The sequence below is a fragment of the Clostridium beijerinckii HUN142 genome (assembly GCF_000621745.1).
Classification (GTDB): Bacteria; Bacillota; Clostridia; order Clostridiales; family Clostridiaceae; genus Clostridium; species Clostridium beijerinckii_A.
The window spans coordinates 20,136-37,857 of record NZ_KK211338.1 but is presented as its reverse complement, the minus strand read 5'-3'; the positions used below and the strand labels follow the sequence as shown (position 1 = coordinate 37,857).

The following is a 17,722-nucleotide window of genomic DNA, read 5'->3' as shown; positions in this document are numbered from 1 at the left end:
GAAACAATATTTTAATTTATATACACATAAGTTAGAAAATGTGAATATTAACTTAAGTTATAAATATCGTCACTAGCTTTTATTTTAGTGTACTTATATCAACATCTTATGATATGATTATATTATTAAAATTTGCATAACATATTTTTATATTATTCCAAATTAATCTACAATAAATTAGATAATTTTATTATTATAAACCTTAAATCAAATTGGAGGTTAAATTATATGCTTAAAGTGGACTTTCACGTTCATACATCTTCTTCAGATGGAACATTATCCCCTAAGGAAGTTGTTAAAAGGGCCCATGATAATAATGTTAAGTACTTAGCTATAACAGATCATGATACCTTAAGCGGCTTAGATGAAGCTATTGAGGAAAGCTTTAAATATGATATCACACTAATTCCAGGAATTGAATTATCAACTCAACACAATAATGAAAGTGTACATCTTTTAGGATTTTTTAAAGATGATAACTTTAAAAATAATGATTTTATGAGAGAATTAGCTACCATTAAAGATCATAGAGTGATGAGAGCTAAGCTTATGGTTGATAAGCTTAAAGATGAATTTAATATTGAAGTTAGTTTCGAAAAAATTCTAAAAGAAGCTAATGATACTATTGCAAGACCTCATATTGCTAGAGAAATAGTTAATTGCGGATATCCTTATAATCTCGAGGAAATTTTCAATAAATTTATTGGTAAAGGTTGTAAAGCATATGTCCCAACCTTAAAACTTTCTACTAGTGACGGATTGAAATTACTAAAAAAATATAATGCTCTTGTATTTCTAGCTCATCCTAAATTAATAAATAATTCTAATGTTGATGAATTATTACTAATGAATTTTGATGGGATCGAATCAATTTATTTTCAAAATGCACAAAGTGAAACTTCCAGATTCTTATCTTTAGCAAATAAAAATAGTTTATTAGTTTCCTGTGGTTCCGATTTTCACGGTGATTTAAAATCAGATGATCGTCATGGGGACATTGGCTGTATGAACTTACCTAATGAATATCTATCCAAACTTTTATTAGCTTTAGATTTACCATTAATGCAATATTAGGTAATTAATTTAATTATCAAGAAAAAAAGATATCATCAGTCATTAAACCTGATAATATCTTTTTTTCTTAATTTATTGAAATTAAGCCTCTATTAAAAAAGCTTTATATCCCTTCATTGTTTCAAATATATCAACTTTACTTGCGACTTCCCAAGGTGCATGCATATTGTGAAGTGCAACTCCACAATCTATTACTTCCATATTGTATTGAGCCAATATATATGCAATTGTTCCACCGCCACCGGCATCAACTTTACCAAGCTCAGAAGTTTGAATTGAAACATTATGCTTTTCCATTATGCGCCTAAGTTCTGCCATATATTCAGCACTAGCATCGTTAGAACCTGATTTACCTCTAGCTCCAGTATATTTATTAAATACCATACCTTTTCCAAAAAATGCTGAATTCTTCTTTTCCATTACTGATGGATAATTAGGATCAAAAGCTGCACTAACATCAGATGATAGCATTTTTGAATTAGTAAGACATCTTCTTAATTTAAGATCAGAATATCCATCAATTCTATCAATGATTTCTGCAACTATATTTTCAAAAAATCTTGATTGCATTCCTGTTGCTCCAATGCTTCCAACTTCTTCTTTGTCAACTAATAGACAGCAACAAGTTTTATCAGTCTCTTTTATTTCAAACATAGCCATTAGTGAAGTATATGAACACACTCTATCATCATGCCCATAAGCCATAACCATACTTCTATCTAAACCATAATCTCTAGCCTTTCCAGCTGGCACAATCTCAATTTCAGCAGATAGAAAGTCTTCTTCTTCAAAATCATATTTTTCTTTTAATAATTTTAAAATATTTCCCTTAACAGCATCTTTTTTGCTTCCCTTTAAAGGCATACTTCCAACTAATACATTAAGATCTTCACCCTCTACTACTTTATCAGCCTTTTTACCCATTTGCTCTCCTGCTAAATGAATTAAAAGATCAGATACTCCAACAACAGGATCTGTTTCATCTTCGCCTATGCAAATATCGATTACAGTACCATCTTTCTTTGCTACCACTCCATGTAATGCTAACGGCAATGTAACCCATTGATATTTTTTAATTCCACCGTAATAATGCGTATCAAGTAATGCTAACTCACTATCTTCATAAAGTGGATTTTGCTTCAAATCTAATCTTGGTGAATCAATATGAGCTCCTAATATCTTTAGCCCCTTTTCTATAGCTTCACTTCCTACAATAAACAATGCAACAGCTTTTCCTTTATTATTTGCAAAAATCTTGTCACCTGGTTTTAATTGTTTATTATTTTTTATTATTTCCTCTATATCTTCATAGCCTTCAGCTTTAGCTAATCTAAGTACTTCCTTAACACATTCCCTTTCAGTTTTGCATTTAGACATAAAATTCTTATATCCTTCACAAAACTCGAATACGCTTTGCACTTCTTTCTCATCATATTTATTCCATGCGTTTTTGCTTAAATCTTTCTTTTCATTTTCCATGTTCAATCCTCCTTTTGATGATAAATATATATCTCACGTCCTAGGCATTTCAAATCATTTACTTAGGACTGAGTTATGTAAAAATAGTTATATGCTCTGCTAATCATTAAGCTCATTCATTCTATTTTCTATTACATCAACCGGTGTAATTTTAGACATTAATGCGTGTCTATAATTTACTGCTGCGGCTTCTATAATAACTGCGATATTTCTACCTGGTCTAATAGGAACAGTTAATTTCTTCACGTTAATTCCTAGTATATTCATATATTCATTATCTATTCCTAGCCTATCATAATCATTATCATCTTTCCAATGTTCAAAATGCATAACCAGCCTTATTTCTTTTTCTTGAACTACTGAACTTAATCCATACAATGTTGTGACATCAATTATGCCAAGACCTCTAACTTCCAGCATTCCAACAGTTATTTTAGGTGATCTTCCTATTAATTGACCATCTATATCTTTTATATCAACTGCATCATCTGTGACAAGTCTATGTCCTCTTTTTATCAACTCTAATGCAGTTTCACTCTTTCCTATTCCACTTTCTCCAGTAATCAATATTCCTATACCAGATACATCTACTAAAACTCCATGCAATCTTGTCTCTGGTGCAAGTTTATCTGCTAGATATATTGTTGTTTTGCTTATAAACTGTGTAGTAACCAAATTACTTCTAACAAACCATATATTATGCTTTTTCGCTTCCTTTATAAACTCTGGATGTGGCTCCAATCCTCTAGTTATGATTAAGCAATTTATATCAAAGCTAAAATATTTTTTAACTCTTTTTTTCCTTAGCTCAATTTGCATATAATCTAAGAAACTCCATTCTGCTTTACCTATAACCTGAATTCTCTCTGGTGCGAAATAATTATAAAAGCCTGCAAGCTGCAACCCAGGTCTATTTATATCATTTACTGAAATTTCTACATCTTCTTTTCCCTCTACCAGCACTTCTAAGTTTAAATCATCAATTAACTTTTTAACTAAAACTCCCAATTCTCATCATCCCTTTTTCTTATTGTTAAGTTCTATACCTTCTAATTGCGCTCTAAAATTTTTCTTAACATTATCTATATATCTTTTTCTTAACCTACTTTGTAATTCTTTCTCTTCATCATTCAATTCTCTCTCTTGACTAGTTTTATATAATGAATTGATTTTCTCTACAACTTCTTCTATTTTAGAATTTTCAATATCCATCATGTTTCATCCTTTCTATCCGTATATCAATAATTTTACCATTTAAAATAATATAATCAACCCGAATTTTTTCGACACTATTTATTGTTCTTCGTAATCGTTTGTCGAACACTTCACCTGTAAAATATATACAATTTTGTTCTATGTAGGCATGAATCTACTAGAAAAATAAATTATTAACCGTTTTATTCAATATTTCTGCAAGTTATTGTCATTAATTGTATTATGAAATATTTTTACAAATTTTCTTTTCTTGTTTATAATAATCATATAGCAAGAACCAAGTCTGATAAAAAGAGGTGTTAGTATGAAAACTTGGGTAATTTTTAAACTAAAATGTAATATTGTACTTAGGAAAAACCTACTTAACTTATTATTATTGTTTTTTTCACCAAGTAAAACATTTATAGTTGATTTATCTCAAAATTTGGACAAGTACATTGTCTTATATCAAAAAGAGTTGATCTCAATATATTATAAGCAACATAACTCTAAATCTGTAAAAAACATAGCTGCTTAGAATATAACACTTAATAAATAAAATATAAAAATAACTACTTTATAAGAACTAAAATATTTAATTAGAACTTTAGTTTTATATTAATATAACTGAATACCAAGCTAAACATTAGTTTGGTATTCCCTTTTTTATTTATATTTTATTATACATAAAAAAACACCTCTAATAGAGGTGTTGAATTCAATCATAGCTCCCAACATGCCGTTCACCTATATATTCAAGTCCTGCGCCTCGCAGGTGGGTTAAACTCAATTCACTTCTGTCTTCTACTGACACAATTCTGTGCTTTTAATGAAGCCTGACATTTATGAATATATTGTAAATCCCGATAATGTAATGTAGGTTGAATATCATAAGCTTTACGCACATCTCAGGAAATCTATGATTTAATTATATCATAAGCAAATATATTTTCAATAGTATTTTAATACCAGTTTTACTCATAGTAATCGTTTAAAATATCTTCCATTTCTATATCTGTTAATTCTTCAGAAAATGCTGCTATAAACTTGAAATATCCACTATTCCCATTTTCCATTCCGAACTCTTTATATTTAGATTCTAGTTCAAACTCATCCGTTATCTCTTCCATTATTGACTCTACATTATCTACGGCAATATCTTTTAGGTAAGGAATGTAATATTCATTATACCACTCATCACTTTCTGGCTCAAAATCACTTTCTTCAGTTGAGTATGCTTTTGCAGCACTTATTTCTTCCATATCAAAATCATAATAAAACTTTATTATCACATAATTGCTTTTGTGTTTTATCTCCTCAACCTCTGCTAAGTCATTATCTTCCAAAAAATCAATTATTTCTGAACTCTTCATTCAATTTCACTCCTATTTAATACAATAATTTCTTATACTCTTTCTTTATTTCTTCAAATTCCTTATCGTCTTCCACAAGATTTAATTCTTCATTACCTTCCTCATTAATATCTATTCTAAATGCAAACATATCATCACACTTTTCATCTACTGGTGATAGTAATAAATATCCTTGTTCCTCTAAATATATCTTTGCAATAGCTTCAAAATCAACTTTATTTCCATCTTCATCTCTAAACGACATTATTTCTTTTTCTTCCAAAATGTTCACCTCATCTTATTCTAATTTGAAATTGTTTTTTAAGATTTTTAGCCAAATAACATTTAACATAGTTCTCAATTTTACAATTTTAAATTTATTCTATCCTTATTATATGATATTTAGTATTTTTGTCTATATTTTTTTTATTATTTTCTATAACCTTCCATGTATTTTAAAAACAAAATTTCAGACAAATATGCTTGATTTTTTATTTTCTTTATAAAACATAACCTTCTTAATCAGCCTTTTAATAATTTGCCCACTGATTTGGCTTCAATATACATTCCTAGATAATAAAAAAGCTAAATGCATCTAAATATATTGCATTCAGCTTTCAATATGACAATTCTATTATATTGTATAAATTATGAGCACTAATTATACTTATAAAGCTCTTTGAGTCCTGAATTCCCCAAAGACATTATAAATATTTTTCTTTCTTGCCTTTGCCATTGCCTTAACTATTGCATATGCTATTATACTGTCTGCTGAATGATGTAGTATCGCTCCGACAACAGTAATTATTAATGCAGGATAAACTGCAGCTGAAAACCCTATAAAAGGTATTGTAACTAAAGCCTCTAATATTCCATGAATTGGAGCTGTTATTACTATGGCCTTAACATAGCTTTTATTTTTCATAATTATCATTGCACCAACATATCCTACAACTATATGTGTTGCTGCTCTTGCTACTACTGGCGCTGGTGTTCCTGCTATTAAGAAACCAATTGTAGAGCCTATACCAACTACAGCTGCCACAAACGGTGATATTAACATTGATAACATCATCGGTACATGAGCCGCTAATGTCGCTGTAAAGTATGGTGGAATAACTATTCTTAAAAATCCAAACTGAATAGGAATTATTATTGCTAATGCTGTAAGTAAGCCAGCATATACCATTTGTTTAATTTTATTATTCATTATATTTTCTCCTCCTCTTGCGTCATATGTATATACACTAGTATATAGCATGTCTAATTATAAGTAAATGCATTTGACAAAATATATTTCTATTTCCATATGAAACTTAAGCTAATTCATGTAATGCTATGATGATATTGAATTTATTTCATTTAACTTTTATAATTGTAACTATGTTAAGTTTAATATTTAGTAATCTTTACTCATATTATCTTTAAAATTTTTATATTTATACAAGGAGATTTAAAATGGAAAAAATATATGTTCTCGGTACTGGTTCAGCAATGGTCACCAAATGCTATAACACATGTTTTACTTTCTCTAACGAAGAAGAACACTTTCTTATAGATGCAGGTGGTGGTAATACAATACTATCAAATCTTGAAAAGTTAAATATACCAATTAATAAAATACATAACATGTTTATATCTCATAATCATAATGATCATATACTAGGAAGCATTTGGGTTATTCGTGCTGTAGCACAAAGTATACTAAATGATAAATACTCCGAAAACTTCAACATCTATTGTCACAAAACTTCAATAGATGCTATAAAATCAATTTCTTCATTTGTACTTCAAAATAAATTTTTAAAATTATTTGATACTAGAATATTATTTAATGAAATTGAAGATAACTATACAACAACTATATTAAATAGACAAACCACTTTCTTTGATATAAAAAGCACGAAAGATCTTCAACATGGATTTACAACAACATTGGAAAACGGTAAATCTTTAACATTTTTAGGTGACGAGCCTTATAGAGAAGCTGTAAAGAAGCATTGTAACAATGTAGATTATTTATTCCACGAAGCATTTTGCCTTTATTCTCAAAAAGAAATATTTAAACCATATGAAAAGCATCATGCTACTGTAAAAGATGCTTGTAAAAATGCACAAGATCTAAATGTTAAAAATGTTATTTTATATCATACAGAAGATAAAAATCTAAAGATTAGAAAAGAATTGTACATAAATGAAGGTAAAGAGGAATTCAGCGGAAAGATATACATGCCTGATGATTTAGATATAATAGAATTATAATATTTTATAATTTAGCTTTAGTATAAATTTCTCGTAAAAAAAGGTTGTCCTATGCATTTTTAATGCATAGGACAACCTTTTAAATATTAGTTTCTCAATTTATTATTTACTATGAAAGTACTCTTCTTGCAATTTCTACTGATTCCTTTGCATCTTTGGCATAGAAGTCGGCACCTATTCTTTCAGCTGTATCTTTTGTAACCACTGCTCCACCAACAAATATTTTTCCATTGTATCCATCTTCTCTTAGTGCCTTTATTGTTTCTTCCATACTTTTAAGTGTTGTTGTCATAAGTGCACTTAATCCAATTAGAGATACATTATGTTTTTTTGCTTCCTCCACAACAGTCTTTATAGGTACATCTTTCCCTAGATCTATCATTTCATAGCCATAGTTCTCCAAGATAACTTTTACTATGTTTTTACCTATGTCATGAATATCTCCTTTTACTGTAGCTACAATTATCTTACCTTTTGATATAGTTTTGGAATTAGTTCTAGCTATTTCTTCCTTCAAAATGCTAAATGAATTTTTTACTGTTTCAGCAGCTTGAATTAGCTGTGGTAAAAAAAGTTCTCCTTTTTCATATCTTTCTCCAACCATATCTAATGCTGGAATTAAATAATCATTAACTATTTCAAGCTCCTTTTTTTCTTTTAATAATTCTACTGTAGCTTGTTTTGCCTCTTCTTTTAGGCCTTTAACAACAATATATTTTAAATCATGAACTATATTTGTACCTGAATTATTCTTTGCTAGTTCATTACCTTTAATAGTAACTTCTGTCGATAATTCTACATTGGCATAATTATCAATATAACTTTCAGCACCTTTATCATAATTATATAAAACATTATATGAATCAATAACTCTAGTCATTCCGCTTACATTAGGGTTAATTATTGGTAAATCCAAACCATTAGCAAGAGCCAGCGCCAAGAAAGTTTCATTAATTAATTCCCTATTAGGAAGACCAAATGATATATTTGAAACTCCAAGTACCGTTTTAACTCCTAATTTTTCTTTAACCATTCTTACAGCTTTTAAAGTTTCTTGAACTTCTTTCTGCTGAGCTGAAACAGTTAAAACTAAACAGTCTATAAATACATCTTCTTTTCTTATTCCGTATTCTGCTGCTTTACTTATTATTTTTCCTGCAATTTCAAATCTTTCTTCTGCTTTTGCTGGAATACCTCTTTCATCTAAAGTCAGACCTACTACACTTGCTCCATATTTTTTTACTAAAGGAAGTATTCTATCTAAAACTTCATCTTCTCCATTCACAGAATTCAAAATAGGCTTTCCATTGTAATATCTAAGCCCAGTCTCTATTGCTCTATGATCAGACGAATCTATTTGAAGTGGTGTGTCAATTATCCCTTGAATCTCTTTTATTACTTTACTCATCATATCTGCTTCGTCAATTTCAGGTAATCCAACATTAACATCTAGAATATGAGCTCCAGCTTCTATTTGGTAAACTGCTTGATTTAGTATATAATCCAAATCTCCATTTTTCAATGCCTCTTTAAATAGCTTTTTACCTGTTGGATTAATTCGCTCACCTATAATTCTAACACCATCTATTCTCACTACTTTTGATGGCGTACAAATTGCAGAATAATATTCTTTTTCACTAGATACAAGTTTCTTATTTTTTACTATTGTACTCAGTTCCTTAATATATTCTGGGGTTGTTCCACAACACCCACCTATTACCCTTACTCCTAGATCAATGAATCCGCATAAAGTATCTGAAAATTCTTCTTTAGTTACATCATATTTTGTTTCATCGCCTATCGATAGTGTTGGAAGACCCGCATTGGGTTGAACCATTACTGGAATATGTGCTAAACTGCATATTTCCTCAACAATAGGTTTTAGCTGCTTTGGTCCCAAAGAGCAATTAACTCCAAGTGCATCTACACCCAATCCTTCCAATACAAGTACCATAGCTTCTGGAGTGCATCCAGTAAATGTTCTCAAATTTTCTTCAAAGGTCATTGTGCAAAATATTGGTAAATTCGAATTTTCCTTTGCTGCAAGAACTGCTGCCTTAAGTTCATATAAATCTGTCATAGTTTCAATTAAAATTATATCAGCACCAGATTTAACTCCTTGAATTATTTGTCGTCTAAAAATTTCATATGCTCTGTCAAAACTTAGAGTGCCCATAGGTTCTAAAAGTTCTCCTATAGGACCTACATCCAAAGCTATATATGTTTCACTATTTCCTTTAGCTCTTTTGGCAATATTGACCGCTGAATCGATTGCTTCTTCAACCATTAAATCACAAAGTTTTAGTTTAAGTTCATTAGCACCAAAAGTATTAGTAGTTATTACATTAGCACCACTAGATATATATTCTTTATGAATTTCTTCTATTATGGATGGTTCTTTTAGATTCAAAATTTCAGGATTTTCGCCTAATTTCAATCCTTTCTTTTGAAGCATAGTTCCCATTGCTCCATCAAATATTAATATGTTATCTTTTATATATTCCTTAATCCCCACAAATTTCTCCCTCTCTTCTAAAACTGCAATTTTCGTAGCTAGTACATTTTTTGCAGCTCCTTTTTTTCTTTTTACTTCCACTACTTATTATACCTATTATTGCTGTAACAGATTTCCTAGGAAATAATAAATTATTTTCTGATACTGTAAGTCCAATTTTTTTCTGGGCATCTAATGCTCTTAAAAAGCTACTTTGAACATCCAACGGCAAATCTCCATAACCTGGGCTATACCTAAAAGTTATATCCATATTATTTGATATAGCTTTTTCCCTAACAATACTTTCTACATAATCGCATACTTCCTCTACTGCCGTTGTAGCGCAAGCATCTAATATAAGTGCCTTTGTTAGATTTATTTTTTCATATAATCTCGTTTTTCTTTCTACATCATTTCCTAAAGTTACTGCCATCAATACGCACTCTTTTGAATCCTTAAGATGATCTTTTATATCTTTCCCATATAAAATTAGTCTTGTATTAACAACCTCTATAGCCTCATCAAGATGTATTATATTCTTATATTCATATATAACTCTTGGGTTAATTACCTTCTTGATTTCTTTTCTACATTCCTCAATAAGATTTATAATATTTTCATCTATATCCTGTCCTTTATATCCAAGATACCTGAGTAGTTCATCTCTGTTTATCTGCAGTTTAAAATCCCCCATATATTACTCACCACCTTATTGCTAATTTCTAAGTATTATCCCGTATGTCCTATAAATATCCATTGTTACTCTTCACAACTATTTATATAATCTTTCTTTCGTAGAATTTATTTTAAGAACAAAATCTGCTTCTCAGGATATGTATTTTTGCTACCTTCACAAGTTCTCCACAGCTTTGACTTGAGTATAATTTCCTACGAAAATGAAACTATTTTCATTATACTTTGTGAACGCTTTGACTTCGCGGGCAGTTCCCAAAAAACAAAAAAAGCCTAAAGGTATTCCTTTAGGCTTAAATGCTCTTTCAATACCTTATCTACCAGCTCTTACACTGCAGGATTTAGCACCAAATATATCTTTAAAATATACCGGTTGCTGGGCTTCTTCGGGCCAGTCCCTCCACCACTCTTGATAAGTTCATATATCCTCTAATTATATATTATAATATCTTGTTTGTAAATGTTTCATTCTTAACTTTAAATAATACACTTAAAATATAAAACGTCTAACTATACTAACTCTATCTTTTAATCAACAACAATATTATAGAAACCGCACTAAAAGATAAACTTATTAACATTATGTAATTTACGACTTGTACAGTAGTAAGCCCCCTTTTCTCCAATCTAAAATGTATTTGGCTTCTATCTGCTTGATACACTGGCTTTCCTTCTAAGAATCTCTTAATAATAACAAATAAATTATCAAATATAGGTACTGCTAAAGCAAGTATTGGTATAAATAGACTTAAAATAGTTGCCTGTTTAAATGCACCCTCCAATGCTGTTATGCTTAAAATAAATCCTAAAAAATTAGCTCCAGAATCCCCCATAAAAACTTTTGCTGGGAATTTATTATAATACAGAAATCCCAAAATTGTTCCAACTAACATTATAGATACTAATGCGGAATCACTTTGATCTAATATAATTGCCGCTAAGAAAAATGTTATTGCAGATATAAGAGATAACCCACCTGCCAATCCATCCATACCATCAGACCAATTAATTACAGTTGTAACTCCAAATATCCATGTTATCGTAAGAATAAATTGAATTGTCGGATTTAATTCTATATAGGTACCTGTAAAAGGATTAGTAAATCCACCAAAAAAAATTCCTGCCTTAAACACTAAAATTGCAGATAATAGCTGAATCACTAATCTTGGAAATATAGCAAATTCTTTTCCTTTAGTCTTATACCAGTCATCTATTAAACCAATTATTATTATCATTGTTGCTGCAACAAAAACAGTTACTTGCTGCAGCAGCTTCATATCATCCCTTGGGAATATAAAATACGAAACAAAAAAACCAAAATACAATGCTAAACCTCCACACAATGGCGTTGGCACTTTATGTTGTTTTCTTTTGCTGGGCTTATCCGTGAAATGTAATTTGTTAGCTAGTTTCATAAGAAATGGCATGGTAATTAATGTAGTTATGAGTGAAATTACCATTGCTAATACATAATCCATCTTTCCTACTCCTTAGTTAAATCTACAGTAGTAAATTATATCCAAGTATTCCATCTTGGTTTACTTCCTATTTGATTATACTATTAAAGATATTTTATATCAATTACAAAATTATTACGGTCTAATTAAAAACTGTTGATTTAGCTAACGAGTCAGAATATAATACAGGTTCCCTTGTTAATCATTTCACTTCAAATGGGCCCTCTTTAACCTTAACACATCTCTTCTTTTTTCTTAAAATTCCATATTATACTTTGATTATATTTTTTTAACCTCCACATAATAAAATTAATATATCAAATTATTATAGTTGACATTATGAAAGGTGGTTTATAACATTGAAAAAATTTGCTTCTATACTCTCTATTCTTTTATTTATATCATTTAATATTAATAAAATTAATGCTACCGCTCAATCCAAAGTATATTCACAAGGTTTTTACACAATGAAGGATCTTAACCTCTATGAAGGTGCTACTTACACTGTTCAAAATTCACAACCATATGACGATGGTATGCTAATTATCATTGATTCTGAGGAAAGAATACAACTACTCCTACATATACCACCTTACTCTACCAAATACACTTTACCATCTCTAAAATCAGACTACCAATTTATAATACATAATAATGTCCGCTTAACTTTCTCTTAAATGCTGCCTTAATAGAGCTATTGTTTCTTTATTCTTCTGTAACTACTTCTTTTTCATCTTTAATTGTATTCCAAGATTAAAAACTAGAGCAATAGCCAACAAAATTAATGCAACTCACATGATATTGTGTGCCCCCTATACATAATCTGTTTCATAAGTGGCAATAAATTTTTAGGTAAATCTCCTGCGCTTGAGGAGTGACTTAATTTATTTAGTGCTTCAACAGTGACTTCTCCATGCGATTCAGCCACACCTTTGTTTAAATCATTATTTAAAATTACCCCATATATTGATGACATAAATGCTTAACTCAAAATACGCAAAAGGTATGCAAATGATGTTGCAATATAAAAAGCTATCTTATTATTAATCAGCTAGATATTGTAGAACACATTTCTATCTTTTTGTTATATATAACTTATCACTTGAAGTTAACTCCAAGTCAAGATGTTTTTTTCAGAGCTTCAATAATTATAAATATAAACAAAAAACTCTTTACACTTTTTAATTACAGTCAAGTGTAAAGATGATTGATCGTTATATTATTATATCCTCGCAATTCACTTAATTCAAAATCAAATCTTCTTAAAATAACAATAGATTTAAATTTAAATATTAAAATATGTTTATATTTAAATATTATCAAAGATATATATTTTAAAACATATATAGTTAAATATTTATATACTTTAATATTTAACTATTAAAATATATAAATATTTATAGGAAACATCAGGGGTTGGACCTATTTCAATAATTGGGATACATTTTCTAGGGTGAATTATTCTCCTTATTAGATCTTTTGATTTGCCCATTTGTTTATAAAGTTTATAGTTTCATTCCAACAATTTATATTTGCCTTTCCAAAACCATCTATATCCTCTGGATACTTATTTGAAGGATATATGGATTGATACGGTACAGTTAGCATATGTCCAGATTTTTCGTACGTGATATGTTTATATTCATGTTTAAAATGAGCTTTTCTAAGCAATTCCACGATTATTTCACAGTGAGTTTTAGAAGGCCAAATTTTATCTTTTAAAGATGAAGCCATAAGAATTGGTCCATTTATTTTTTCTACTGGAATCATAGCCTCATAAGCATTTCCCTCCTCAATGAGCTTCCTGTACATCCAAGCCATAGATCCCTTATTTCCTATCATCATTTTTACAAGTGTCCGAATCAAAATAGAGAAACTAAATTTTATATAGGGGATTTCTCTCCCTTTGTACATCCATGATGAATGTTTAGAAGTAAATTTATTAGTTTTTAAGCCTTCATAAACATAACAGCTTGGCGTATTAGCAATGACGCAACTTATGTCTTTAAATATAGATGCAGCAAGTAAAACCATTTCTCCACCTTTAGATCTACCATAAATACCAATCTTATTTTTAATCACACTAGGTTGCTTTTTCAGCCAGTCTATCGCCTTTTCAACACATTCAAGCTCTACACAGCTTAAACTTCTATTAGTTCCTTCAAGCCCAAAATAACATACAGCTAATGCTGAATATCCATGCATTGAAAAAATTTCAGCAATTGCCTGCGCTTTTTCAATCCTACCGTCACTTCCACTCAAAACAATGATCGCTGGCTTAGGTGTGTTTTCTTTTGAAGTAAAATATCTTGCCAAAAGTTTATCTTCCACTACATCTACGCTTGAAATAATTTCATCACAATAAATTCTTTTATGTTCCTTTGATGAAATAACTCTTCCACTACGCTCTACCTGAAAGGTAATTGTATAATTTCTGTTTTCTCCAATATCACTTAATCTTGTAGGTATTTTTCCTTTATAGTTTTCTTTTACACCCATGGAATAGAAAAGTCCCATTTTATCTATTTCTTTATATGTTCCCTCAATAGGCTTAGCATTTTCTAAATCTATAGTTCCATTTTCATCTGCCACAAAAACTGCATAAGATTCCCAATTTGCTTTATTCCCTACATCAAATATAGAAGTATTTATGCAATAATAATCGCTGCTTAAAGCACGAATTATTACTCTTTCATTTTTAAAAAGACCACTTATTTTTATTTTTACAGATTCATCTGCTTTTGATACTTCTGGGATAATACTTATTGTACAATTACTTTCCATTACTCTCTCCCCCATATATTAACTCTTTCTTCATAGCCAGTCCAATTGCTCCCATCATAGTTTGCCATTTTCTTTAACAAGTCCCATAAATTTTCTAGTTCCTTTTCCTCAAGGTCATTAAACATGTCTTTTAAAAATTTATTTCCTTTTTCGTAATACTCTCCCATGATTTCTCTACATTCTTTAGTTATTTTGATATTTATAGCACGTTTATCTTTTTTGTTTTTCTCTAAGAACACATAGTTCTTTTTTAGCAAACTATCAACAATGTGCTTTACGTTCTGTTTTGTACATCCCATCTTATCTGCTATTTTGCTATAGGATGCATTGTCTTCTGGTAAATGTGAAATTGTCAAAAGCACCATCCATTGACGTACAGTTATTCTTTCATCCATCTTATCCCCTTGTACTTGAATCTTGTTTGATAAATAGAAAATTGTTGAAAAAATTTGCTGTATATAATATTCGTTCACTTTTTTAATCTCCTCAATATGATTTTAGTTAACATGTTGTCTATTTAAGCATACTCTTTTTTTCCAAAAATGAAAATATATTTTGTTGATCAATATAGAAGTTAAAGCTTGATACTACTAATTATCAAGCTTTTTATAAAAATTTATTATATAATTACACAAAAGAGTAACATTCATATTATTCATATGTATGTTACTCTTTCTTATATTCAAATAATTCTTCTGTTTTTTAACTTACATAAATAAATCTAAACATTTTTTGTATTACTTATATGCACCTAATATAATCGGCTTTATCATTAAATAGGTAATAAGTATCCTCTTCTAATATTTCTCCAGTTTCAATATATTTCTCTATGTTAATTTTAAACTTTTCCAAATGATATTCTTTAAATGAATATTGTTCTTTAAGTTTTTCTTTTATACTCTTTTCTTCTTCTTTCTCCATGTCACTTCTCAAAAATTCTGGAAGACCACGTTTCTTATTAAATATTAAGTAATTAAATCTAATAATCTCTTTTAAATATTTATTGCTTTTTTGTAATACACTTTCACTATAATCTAAAAATACTTTATAGTATTCAGCATTTCCTATGTTTTTGCTAAAATAACCTTTATCTTCAAAGAACATTCCTAGACTATAGTAAAAATCAAATGGTAACTCAAATTTTCTCTCAAAATATCTAATTATATGATTAAACTTCTGAGAATTATAATATTTATCTACCATCTCTTCTACCTTTTTTAGTTTTAACAGCTCTTCATATGAAATCTTATCTGTTTTTAATATCTCATATGGCGGATATGGTGAGTATTCCATTCCATATTTGTCTGCATCTTCTCTCATAGAAGATCCCTTTAATAACTTTAAAAAACCAAGTTGTATTTCCTCTGGTTTTATTTCATACATATCATTAAAAGACTTTTTAAAAGATTCATAATCTTCTCCTGGAAGCCCTGCTATTAGATCTAAATGTTGGTCTATATTTCTTAACGCCTCAATTTCTAAGACTTTTTCTTTTATATCACTAAAATTAACAAACCTATTTATATTTCTTAGAACTTCGTCATTAGTGGTTTGAACGCCAACTTCAAATCTAAATCTTCCTTTTGGAGCCTTTGATAAAAGTTCTATTTCCTGTGGCTTTAATATATCTGCTGATATTTCAAAATGAAATTGAGTATTCGTATCTTGCTGTATTAAGAACTCCCATATTGCCATAGCAAATTTAGAATTACAGTTAAATGTACGATCAACAAATTTAACCAATCTAACTTCCTTATTTATAAAATACATTAAATCATTCAACACTCTATCAATATCTAAAAATCTAACTCCATGACTTGTAGATGAAAGACAATATTTACAGTTAAATGGGCACCCTCTTGAAGCCTCATAATATACAATTTTATTAGTCAAATCTTCATTTTCCTCATATGGAAAAGCTATTTCATCCATAGACATAAGTGGACGTTTTTCATTGGAATAAACTATATCATTAATTTTATAATGAAGCCCTCTGACATCTTCCAGTTTAACTTTCCCTAATTTATATAGAATAAAATCTCTATAAGTTTTTTCTCCTTCGCCTTCAATAACATACTCTCCTACATTATTTTTCAAAAAACTTCTTGAATCAAATGAAACTTCTGGTCCGCCATATAAAATTTCTATATTAGAATCTACTCTCTTTATCAAATTAGCCACTCTTGAGATAAGCTCAACATTCCAAATATATGTTGAAAATGCTACGATATCTGGTTTTTCTTTGATTATTTCTTCTAATATTCTCCCTTCCCTATCATTTATAGTAAATTCCTTTATTTTGCCTTCATAGTCAATATCTCTTGTGAAACTTTTTAAATATCTAACTGCTAAATTACTATGAATGAATTTAGAGTCAATCGCTGTAATTAATACCTTCATAATTAATTTTCTCCTCTACTTCAGCTTTAGTCTTCAGTTTCTTTCCCCTTATGAAGAAAACATCTTCCCATGCTTTAGTTTCTTCTATTTCAAAATATTTTTCAAGAATTTTTTTTATTTCTTCAATATTAGAACTTAAAAGTACATTTAAATTCTTAAACGTAAACTCCTTAACCTTTTCATTTTGTAATATTACTTTTATCTTATTATTAAATATTTTCCCCCTTTCTTTATTAATATCCCATATAAATATTTCACCAGATTCTTTTATATATGAACTTATTTCTCGTATTAATCTTTCCTTTTCCAAGCTAGTCCATATTTTATTTAACTCAAAGAAAAATGTACATGCATCATATTTTCTATCTTTCAGCTCCACTTTGCTGTCGCTAGATACATAATCTAATGATATCTCATCCTTTGCTTCTTTTGATATATTATATATTATACCAAGATTTTTTTCTCCTACATCCAATATATCTCCTTGAAATATAACATCCTCTAAATTAATTACTAATGTTTTTCCCATAACA

Annotated in this window: 16 protein-coding genes, 1 other RNA gene and 1 riboswitch; of the genes, 2 read left to right on the top strand and 15 right to left on the bottom strand. The window is 29.2% G+C overall.

From position 1 onward, the window contains the following. The first annotated feature begins 228 nt into the window (after positions 1 to 228). On the top strand, positions 229 to 1,074 hold the full coding sequence (locus tag T483_RS0125570; RefSeq protein ID WP_026889390.1) for a PHP domain-containing protein: 846 nt from the start codon (positions 229 to 231) through the stop codon (positions 1,072 to 1,074). An 81-nt stretch (positions 1,075 to 1,155) separates the two neighbouring features. On the opposite strand, the gene T483_RS0125565 is transcribed toward T483_RS0125570, so the two are convergent. The 7 genes from T483_RS0125565 to T483_RS0125535 form a co-directional block, all read right to left on the bottom strand. Next, on the bottom strand, positions 1,156 to 2,553 hold the full coding sequence (locus tag T483_RS0125565; RefSeq protein ID WP_026889389.1) for an aminopeptidase: 1,398 nt from the start codon (positions 2,551 to 2,553) through the stop codon (positions 1,156 to 1,158). Positions 2,554 to 2,652: 99 nt separating this feature from the next. After that, positions 2,653 to 3,561 carry an HPr(Ser) kinase/phosphatase gene (gene hprK / locus T483_RS0125560; protein WP_011968740.1) on the bottom strand — a complete coding sequence of 303 codons (909 nt, stop codon included), beginning with the start codon at positions 3,559 to 3,561 and terminating at the stop codon, positions 2,653 to 2,655. Between the two features lie 6 nt (positions 3,562 to 3,567). Next, a complete protein-coding gene (locus T483_RS0125555) occupies positions 3,568 to 3,765 on the bottom strand; it encodes a DUF896 domain-containing protein (protein ID WP_026889388.1) in 198 nt (65 codons plus the stop codon). 706 nt (positions 3,766 to 4,471) lie between these two features. After that, a non-coding RNA gene (gene ssrS / locus T483_RS30715) (6S RNA) lies at positions 4,472 to 4,665 on the bottom strand. Between the two features lie 56 nt (positions 4,666 to 4,721). Continuing rightward, a complete protein-coding gene (locus T483_RS0125545; protein WP_026889387.1) occupies positions 4,722 to 5,120 on the bottom strand; it encodes a hypothetical protein in 399 nt (132 codons plus the stop codon). A 16-nt stretch (positions 5,121 to 5,136) separates the two neighbouring features. After that, complete coding sequence (locus T483_RS0125540; protein WP_026889386.1) at positions 5,137 to 5,382, bottom strand: DUF1292 domain-containing protein; 246 nt, start codon at positions 5,380 to 5,382, stop codon at positions 5,137 to 5,139. A gap of 384 nt (positions 5,383 to 5,766) precedes the next feature. Next, entirely contained in the window at positions 5,767 to 6,309 is a 543-nt protein-coding gene (locus tag T483_RS0125535) for a hypothetical protein (RefSeq protein ID WP_026889385.1), read from the bottom strand. Between the two features lie 248 nt (positions 6,310 to 6,557). Between T483_RS0125535 and T483_RS0125530 the strand changes: the two genes are divergently transcribed. After that, entirely contained in the window at positions 6,558 to 7,361 is an 804-nt protein-coding gene (locus T483_RS0125530) for an MBL fold metallo-hydrolase (protein WP_026889384.1), read from the top strand. A 109-nt stretch (positions 7,362 to 7,470) separates the two neighbouring features. Here T483_RS0125530 and T483_RS0125525 read toward each other — a convergent pair whose 3' ends face one another. The 8 genes from T483_RS0125525 to T483_RS0125485 all read right to left on the bottom strand — a co-directional run bounded on the left by T483_RS0125525 (position 7,471) and on the right by T483_RS0125485 (position 17,718). Then, on the bottom strand, positions 7,471 to 9,876 hold the full coding sequence (locus T483_RS0125525; protein WP_026889383.1) for a homocysteine S-methyltransferase family protein: 2,406 nt from the start codon (positions 9,874 to 9,876) through the stop codon (positions 7,471 to 7,473). Continuing rightward, positions 9,866 to 10,549 (bottom strand): vitamin B12 dependent-methionine synthase activation domain-containing protein, encoded by a 684-nt coding sequence (locus tag T483_RS0125520; protein ID WP_026889382.1) that lies wholly within the window; start codon positions 10,547 to 10,549, stop codon positions 9,866 to 9,868. Before T483_RS0125520 ends, T483_RS0125525 begins: the two co-directional genes overlap by 11 nt. Positions 10,550 to 10,858: 309 nt before the next feature. Further along, a riboswitch (SAM riboswitch) is annotated at positions 10,859 to 10,967 on the bottom strand. A 102-nt stretch (positions 10,968 to 11,069) separates the two neighbouring features. Beyond that, positions 11,070 to 12,026 carry an MraY family glycosyltransferase gene (locus tag T483_RS0125515; RefSeq protein WP_026889381.1) on the bottom strand — a complete coding sequence of 319 codons (957 nt, stop codon included), beginning with the start codon at positions 12,024 to 12,026 and terminating at the stop codon, positions 11,070 to 11,072. Positions 12,027 to 12,786: 760 nt separating this feature from the next. Further along, positions 12,787 to 12,981, bottom strand: a complete 195-nt coding sequence (locus tag T483_RS32320; RefSeq protein WP_026889379.1) for a hypothetical protein — start codon at positions 12,979 to 12,981, stop codon at positions 12,787 to 12,789. A 494-nt stretch (positions 12,982 to 13,475) separates the two neighbouring features. After that, positions 13,476 to 14,789, bottom strand: coding sequence for an acyl-CoA thioester hydrolase/BAAT C-terminal domain-containing protein (locus T483_RS0125500; protein ID WP_026889378.1), 1,314 nt, complete (start codon positions 14,787 to 14,789; stop codon positions 13,476 to 13,478). After that, positions 14,789 to 15,262 carry a MarR family winged helix-turn-helix transcriptional regulator gene (locus T483_RS29830; RefSeq protein WP_035790607.1) on the bottom strand — a complete coding sequence of 158 codons (474 nt, stop codon included), beginning with the start codon at positions 15,260 to 15,262 and terminating at the stop codon, positions 14,789 to 14,791. Before T483_RS29830 ends, T483_RS0125500 begins: the two co-directional genes overlap by 1 nt. A gap of 268 nt (positions 15,263 to 15,530) precedes the next feature. Beyond that, a complete protein-coding gene (locus T483_RS0125490; protein ID WP_026889377.1) occupies positions 15,531 to 17,189 on the bottom strand; it encodes a B12-binding domain-containing radical SAM protein in 1,659 nt (552 codons plus the stop codon). Continuing rightward, positions 17,164 to 17,718, bottom strand: a complete 555-nt coding sequence (locus tag T483_RS0125485; RefSeq protein WP_026889376.1) for a hypothetical protein — start codon at positions 17,716 to 17,718, stop codon at positions 17,164 to 17,166. The genes T483_RS0125490 and T483_RS0125485 overlap by 26 nt, the downstream gene beginning before the upstream one ends. Between the last annotated feature and the right edge of the window lie 4 nt (positions 17,719 to 17,722).